Below are 7,156 nucleotides of genomic sequence, written 5' to 3' on the forward strand. Positions count from 1 at the left end.
GATTAAGTTTATTCAGGATTATTTGATGAGTAAAAATGACTTTTAGCTTCCAAAATGTCCATTAGGAGGCTGTTTTATGATTGTAGCCTCCATTTTGTCCATTACTCCGAAAATTTGTATTGTTTAGCAGATTCGATTTTAAGGAAATTCAAATTTAGAATAGTTAATGATGAGATCTACACCTAAAACTAGGTGTAGATCAAAAGATTACTCAGTTACCTTATTCCTGTGCAGCACTGCCTTGATTCCAAGTTTGACTTTCAGCTGGTTTTTTAGTTTGCAGTAAGAAATGCTGATAAGGTTTTGCAACAGGTTGTACAACTTTGCCTGATGGCGTAGAGAATGCGATACCACCACGTAGAAGTTGTTGTGTGGTACCTGTTTCTAAATTAACACCACTCCAGCCTACATCTAACGAATAACCAGACGCAAGCCAGAATTCACTATTTTGGCGAACTAAATGGCGATATTGTTGATCAAGAATAATATCAACAAACACGCGATCAGCAGTAGTATTTAATTGAATATTGCGAATTTCACCAACTTGAATCCCCCGATATAACACAGGTGCACCGATAGAAAGTGAGGCTGCATTTTCAGTTTCTACAACTAATGGGAAACCGTGACGATACTTATTACTGTCGGTACTTTGCGTTAATTTAAAACGTGTTTGGCTATTACCACTACCAAAACTGACATCAATATAAGGTTTAAACAATGCATCTAGATTTTGCACGCCACCAGCAGAAATTTGCGGGGTAACTACGGAGAATTGGCTGCCTTGTTTGCTTAATTGGGAAAAGTAATCGCCCGTGATTAAAGCGTTAGCAATCACTTGTTGTTTTTTCTGATCAAGGGAAATTTTCTTAATTTCACCAATAGTAACGCCTAAATAGCGTAATGGCATACCTACGGCAAGATTACTCGCATCATTGGCAATTAATTGGATTTCTTGTCCTGCAGAAAGCGCAGTTGTTTTATCTGGATAGAGCAGCGTTTGTTCTCCACCACTATTCACATTTTCAAAGCTAATTGCCCCTTTTAAAATACGAGATATTGGCGCTGCTTTAATATCTACACCTTGTAATGAAACATCAACTTGTACTGCACTTTCCGCCCAGAAACGACTTTGTTTAGTAAAGAGATGACGATATTGTTGATTAATAAATACACCAACATTAAAGCCCTGTTTTGTTGGCGTAATAGTTAAAATTTTACCCACAGGTAAACGGCGGTAGAGGACAAGCGAATTTTCGCTAATATCAGGTAATTCAGCCGTTGTAAGGACAATCGTTGGTTTAATTTCATTAGAAGTAATGCCTGCGAGCGCATTACTACTGTTTTCATAGAGTGGATATTCAGAGAGCGGTTTACTCCGTTTATTAGATTGGAGTAAAACATTAATTCCGCCTTGCAGCCATTTACGTGGCGAATCTACACTAACCTGCACACCATCACTGCTGAGATTTAAATTAAAGTTACTTGCTGCAACAAATAGGGTATCTGCATTAATTAAATGGCGGTAAGCTGACAAAATAACGACTTGAAAAGAAACATGGTTAATATCAACTTGGCGGGAAACAATCTCCCCAATTTTTAAGCCGTTATAAACAACAGGTTGCCCTTCTTCAATATTATATGTTTGTGGAGCAGTGAGGGTTAATAGTAAGATTCCCGGTTGTTGTAGTAATAATTCAGATTGTTTAATCACCTCAAATGATAAAGCAGGTTTTCCAGATCCTTCTACAATTTCAAAATATTTTCCTTGTAGGAATTGGGTAATATTTGTGACTTCTGCTAATGAAGGGCGATCGCGTAATACAATTTTTGAGCCGGCTTTTAGATTATTTTTGATACTTGGATCAACAAGCAATTTAGCTTGTAAAGTTTTACTGCTATGTACAGCAGTTTCACTATCTTCATCATAACTAATTTCACTTAAGACCCCGACTTGAATGTCGTGAAAATAGACGGGAGTTTCATTTTCTCTTAAACCAGCCGTGTCGTGAGGTAAGGTGATATCGACATTTAGTCCACGTTTAGCAGCCTTAATTGAGGAGTAGAGTGAGAAAGTACTATCCGTTTTTGCTTCTGGGCTATCATCAGGCGAGTCAAAAGCAATGGCACCTTGTAAAATAGCTCGCACACTGTCCATATTAATAGAAATACCGCTTAAGCTAGCATCTGCTTTGATCCCACTAATATTCCAGAAACGGCTATCCTGTTTCACAAATTTTGCATATTGTTTATAAATAATGATGTCAATTGCGACTTTTTTATCATCAGTAAAAGCGTAGTTATTTACTTTTCCAACAGGTACCTTACGGAAGAAAATACTTGATCCCATTTCTACTGAACCAAGATCATCTGCGACTAAGTGGATCAATAAATCGCCTTCATTTAATTCTGCAATAGGACCTTCTTCTTCAGCTACAAAGGTATCAGCTTCTTCGCCTTTTCCTGGGGAAAGCGTGATGTAATTTCCTGAAACTAACGCATCTAAACCCGATACACCAGCTAAAGTCGCAGTAGGTTGAACAATCCAGAATTTTGTATCCTCTCTTAATACTGAAACGGCTTCAGGATAAATATTGGCTGTTACCTGCACAGATTTCATATCTGGGGTGAAATTTACTTTTTTCACTAAACCAATTTGTAAGCCTTGATAACGAATAGGCGTTTTTTCAGCCACTAAACCCGATCCCTCAGAGAAATAGATCGTGATTTGTTCGCCTTGTTCTTTATGTAATTGATAAAAAAGAACGATTCCAACACAAAAAGCAATAAACGGCAGTAGCCAGAATGGCGAGATTCGTTTTATGGTAGAAAGTTTTGCTGGTGTAGAAGTGGAGGCATTATTGATGTGCTTCATAATTTTTCCATAATAATCGTGTATCAAAAACTTCAGCAGAAATCATAGTTAAGAACACAGCCAATCCAAAATAAATGGCTGCAGGACCTACTGAAAAACTAATAATTTGTCCTCGAGTCACTAATGACATCATTAGGGATAAAACGAAAAGATCGAGCATTGACCAACGTCCTACAAAGTGAACGATTTCAAATAACTTCATTTGTAAATGAATATTTTTACCATATCCAAAATGAATGCAACCTAATAAATAAAGCATAATTAAGATCTTACAGACAGGAACAAAGATACTGGCAATAAAAACAATCGCTGCAATACTGTAGTTCCCCATCTTAATAAAAGAGATGACACCTGACATTAAGGTATCAGCAGTAGGTGCACCATTTACATAGACGATAGAGATCGGTAAAAAATTGGCGGGCAGCAACATAATTGCACCAGCGATTAATGTGCTCCAAGTTCGCTGTAAAATAAGATTAGAATCAATCGCTGTATTTGCGTGACAACGTGGGCAGAAATGACCAATAGCTTGATCAGCAGGGAAGCTTAAGCCACAAGTGACACAATAGCGTAAATGTTCACTAGTAATATTCTCTGGTGGATAAAATTTATCCCAAAACTGTTTTGGAGATGTTTTAGTAAATAACAGAATCGTGAGAAAAGTAACCAACACAAAAGGCACTAAATAGATCGTAAATGAAATACTTGCATATTCTCTTACTTTAAAAGCTGCTACACCAAGTGAAATCAAATAGACATCTAGCATTACCCAAGACTTAATATAATTAAGTGAGAGTAACAACATTTTTGCGTTGATTTTAAATAGATAGCAAAGTTGTAACAAAATGATGATTACGACAAAAGCAATGGGCATTGCAATCGCACAGAATAAAACTAAAAAGGCACTATATGGATACCCTTCTGTTGCCATCTTCCAAACGCCACTCCAAATTGAGGCATAGACTGGTGTACCCAATAGTTGAATATTAAGTAATGGGAAGGAAAATGCGAGTGGCATCAAAATCAAAATAGATAATGCTAAGATTGAACAACGTTTTAAACTCCAAAGATTACCTACCCGTACAGTATGATGGCAATGCGGGCAATTTGCTTTTTGGTGCTTTTGTAATGGCGGTAGTAACATTGCGTGATCACAAATATCACAACAAATAGCACGTTCTGTGGTATCAGATGAAGAAAACGCTTTAATTAACATTGAAATTTGCTTGGAATGACACTATTAGTTTAAATAAGCCAATAAAGTTGTTGAACAAGTATATAAATAAAGAGAGAATATACAAGTAAATAATCTTATCGATTTGAATTTCAAATAGGCGTCAATATTGGCTGATTTTTTAGATTAAAGTCAGATTGATACGAGTAGGTAGGTCTAATTTAGGACAGTTTTTGACAATTACGAGTAGGACTATGTCGTTAGAAACAGAAAATAAAAATGAACAGCAAGTTAATGCTGAAACAACTTCAAAAAATAAATTCCAAGAAAACAACCAAGTTATTGCATATTTAACCGAAAAATTCCCTCTCTGCTTTTCTACTCAAGGTGAAGCAAAACCGTTAAAAATCGGGATTTTCCAAGATCTTGCAGAAAGATTAAAAGATGATGAAACTGTTTCAAATAGCCAGTTACGTCGTGCATTACGTCAATATACAGCAGGTTGGCGTTATCTTCATGGGTATAAACCGGGGGCTAAACGTGTTGATTTAGACGGTAATCCTTGTGGCGAAGTTGAATTACAACATATTGCTCATGCGGAACAACGCTTACAAGAAAGCAAAGCGAAAAAATTTGGTAAAGCTGCTGAAGCGCGCGATAAACAGCCAAAAGAGCAAAGAACACGTAAGCCAAATTACAAAAAAGGCGCTGCAAAAGGTGACGTTAGACGCAGACCTGTATTAGTGCCAGTTGATTTATCTAATTTACAAGAAACTCAACAGGTTAAAATTAAAGTAGGTGAAAAGACACAAGTAGCGACTGTGATTGCGGTTAATAAAGACAGTGTACGTGTTGAATTAGCACAAGGTTTGATTTTAACAGTTACTGAAGATAAAGTATTTCAACTTTAATTAGCAGTTGTAAATAATCATCAATGAAGCAGGGAAACCTGCTTCACGTTTCTAACACAAGTTCAAATTGATTGATAAATTTATCGAAGTTAAGAGGATTGGACACGAATGAAGTTCAAGAAAATTGCACAGAGCATTATCATCGGGTATCTCTTCACCAATGCACCAGCATGGGCAGTTAAGCCAGATATCAGTGCAGATAAAATCGTTATACCCGCTGCAACAGAAGCAAACTCAACAGAAGCAAAACGGGTTACAGCGAGATTAATCCAATCACACTATAAGAAATTTACACTTGATGATGCGATGTCGGAAAAGATTTTTAATCGCTATATCGATTTTCTGGATTATAGCCATAATACTTTCCTACAATCAGATATTGATGAGTTACGTAGCAAATATGCAAAACATTTTGATGATGATCTCGTTGCTGGGGATTTATGCGCGGCATTTGATATGTATAAATTGTTACAAGAACGTCGTTATCAACGTTATACCTACGCACTTTCTTTATTAGATAAAGAGCCAAATTTAAAAGAGAAAGATCAGATTGAAATTGATCGTAGTAAAGCACCATTCCCAAAAACAGAAGAAGAAGCGGATAAATTGTGGAAAGAGCGTGTGAAAAACGATGTGATTTCTATGCGTTTACAAGGTAAATCTTGGGCACAAATCAAGAAAAAATTGGTAAAACGTTATAATTTAGCGATCAAACGTCTAACTCAAACAAAAGCAGATGATATTACACAACTATTTTTAAATTCATTTGCGAGAGAACTTGATCCTCATACCAGTTATCTTTCTCCACGTAATGCGAAAAGCTTCCAAGAAGATATGAATTTATCTTTAGAAGGTATCGGAGCAACATTACAATCAGAAGATGATGAAACTATTATCAAATCTCTTGTTCCAGGAGCACCTGCAGATAAAAGTAAAAAAATCAAAGCTGGCGATAAAATCGTTGGGGTTGGTCAAGGCAACAAAGGTGAGATTGAAGATGTTGTAGGCTGGCGTCTTGATGATGTTGTTGAAAAAATCAAAGGGAAAAAAGGTACAACAGTTCGTTTAGAAATCGAACCAGCAAAAGGTGGTAAAACTAAAATTATCACTTTAGTTCGTGATCGTGTACGAATTGAAGATCGTGCTGCAAAATTAAAAGTGGAAAAAGTTGATGACAAGAATGTTGCCGTCATTACGATTCCAGGTTTTTATAATGGTTTAACTGCGGATGTAGTTAAATTATTAAATGAAATGAAAGAGAAAAAAGCAGATGCCTTGATCATTGATTTACGTAATAACGGTGGTGGTTCATTAACAGAAGTGGTTACATTAAGTGGTCTGTTTATTACGGATGGTCCAGTGGTACAAGTGCGTGATGCGTTTAACCGTATTCGAGTCCACGAAGATTTAGATCCGCAAGAATTATATAATGGACCGATGATTGTATTGGTCGATCGCTTCAGTGCGTCAGCTTCAGAAATCTTCTCTGCTGCAATGCAAGATTATGGTAGAGCTGTGATTGTAGGGCAAAATACCTTTGGTAAAGGGACTGTACAACAAAGTCGTCCACTAAACTTTATTTATGATACAGATCCAACTCCATTAGGGGCGATCCAATATACTATTCAGAAGTTCTATCGTATTAACGGTGGTAGTACACAATTAAAAGGTGTTGCGCCAGATGTTAAAATTGCGGAACTAATTGATGAGTCTGAGTATGGAGAAAGCAAAGAAGATAATGCACTTGTATGGGATAAAATTCCAGAAGCACCTTATAAAAAAGTGAGTGATTTATCTTCAATTGTGAAAACTTTAACTGAACGTCATAAAGAACGTGTAGCGAACGATCCTGAATTTATTGTATTGAATCAAGATATTGCGACACGAGATCAACGTAATGAACGTAAATTCTTATCATTGAATTTGGATGAGCGTAAAGCAGAAAATGATAAAGATGATGCAAAACGCTTAAAAGATCTAAATGAAAGATTTAAACGTGAAGGTAAGAAACCACTTAAAAAATTGGATGACTTACCAAAAGATTACGAAGCACCAGACTTTGTGCTAAAAGAGATAGAGCATATGGCAGTAGATATGCTTCCTAGTAAATAAAATTTTTAGTAGAAAAGAAAAAAATCGCCTCTCGTTGTAGAGGCGATTTTGTTTGATGATAAATCTAAATTTAGTCACAAATATTAA

The 7,156-nt window shown here is 36.3% G+C and carries 4 protein-coding genes; 2 read left to right on the plus strand and 2 right to left on the minus strand.

Going from position 1 to position 7,156, the window contains the following annotated elements; translation table 11 throughout:
• Window positions 1–220 precede the first annotated feature (220 nt).
• A complete protein-coding gene (locus PF272_RS12215) occupies window positions 221–2,872 on the minus strand; it encodes a PqiB family protein (RefSeq protein WP_271142969.1) in 2,652 nt (883 codons plus the stop codon).
• Window positions 2,856–4,088 carry a paraquat-inducible protein A gene (locus PF272_RS12220; RefSeq protein ID WP_065239821.1) on the minus strand — a complete coding sequence of 411 codons (1,233 nt, stop codon included), beginning with the start codon at window positions 4,086–4,088 and terminating at the stop codon, window positions 2,856–2,858. The genes PF272_RS12215 and PF272_RS12220 overlap by 17 nt, the downstream gene beginning before the upstream one ends.
• 212 nt (window positions 4,089–4,300) lie before the next feature.
• Here PF272_RS12220 and proQ point away from each other — a divergent pair, with 212 nt between their 5' ends.
• Together proQ and prc are read left to right on the plus strand one after the other, a co-directional pair.
• Window positions 4,301–4,957 (plus strand): RNA chaperone ProQ, encoded by a 657-nt coding sequence (gene proQ / locus PF272_RS12225; protein ID WP_271142970.1) that lies wholly within the window; start codon window positions 4,301–4,303, stop codon window positions 4,955–4,957.
• Window positions 4,958–5,065: 108 nt separating this feature from the next.
• Window positions 5,066–7,069: a carboxy terminal-processing peptidase gene (gene prc / locus PF272_RS12230; protein WP_271142971.1), complete on the plus strand. Its 2,004-nt coding sequence runs from the start codon at window positions 5,066–5,068 to the stop codon at window positions 7,067–7,069.
• The last annotated feature ends 87 nt before the right edge of the window (window positions 7,070–7,156 follow it).

The sequence above is a fragment of the Gallibacterium faecale genome (assembly GCF_027920745.1).
Taxonomy (GTDB): domain Bacteria; phylum Pseudomonadota; class Gammaproteobacteria; order Enterobacterales; family Pasteurellaceae; genus Gallibacterium; species Gallibacterium faecale.

What these genes read in the sequence shown, in the direction of transcription:
- PF272_RS12215 (WP_271142969.1), bottom strand. Translation starts at nt 2,872, where the DNA reads ATGAAGCACATCAATAATGCCTCCACTTCTACACCAGCAAAACTTTCT.
- PF272_RS12220 (WP_065239821.1), bottom strand. Translation starts at nt 4,088, where the DNA reads ATGTTAATTAAAGCGTTTTCTTCATCTGATACCACAGAACGTGCTATT.
- proQ (WP_271142970.1), top strand. Translation starts at nt 4,301, where the DNA reads ATGTCGTTAGAAACAGAAAATAAAAATGAACAGCAAGTTAATGCTGAA.
- prc (WP_271142971.1), top strand. Translation starts at nt 5,066, where the DNA reads ATGAAGTTCAAGAAAATTGCACAGAGCATTATCATCGGGTATCTCTTC.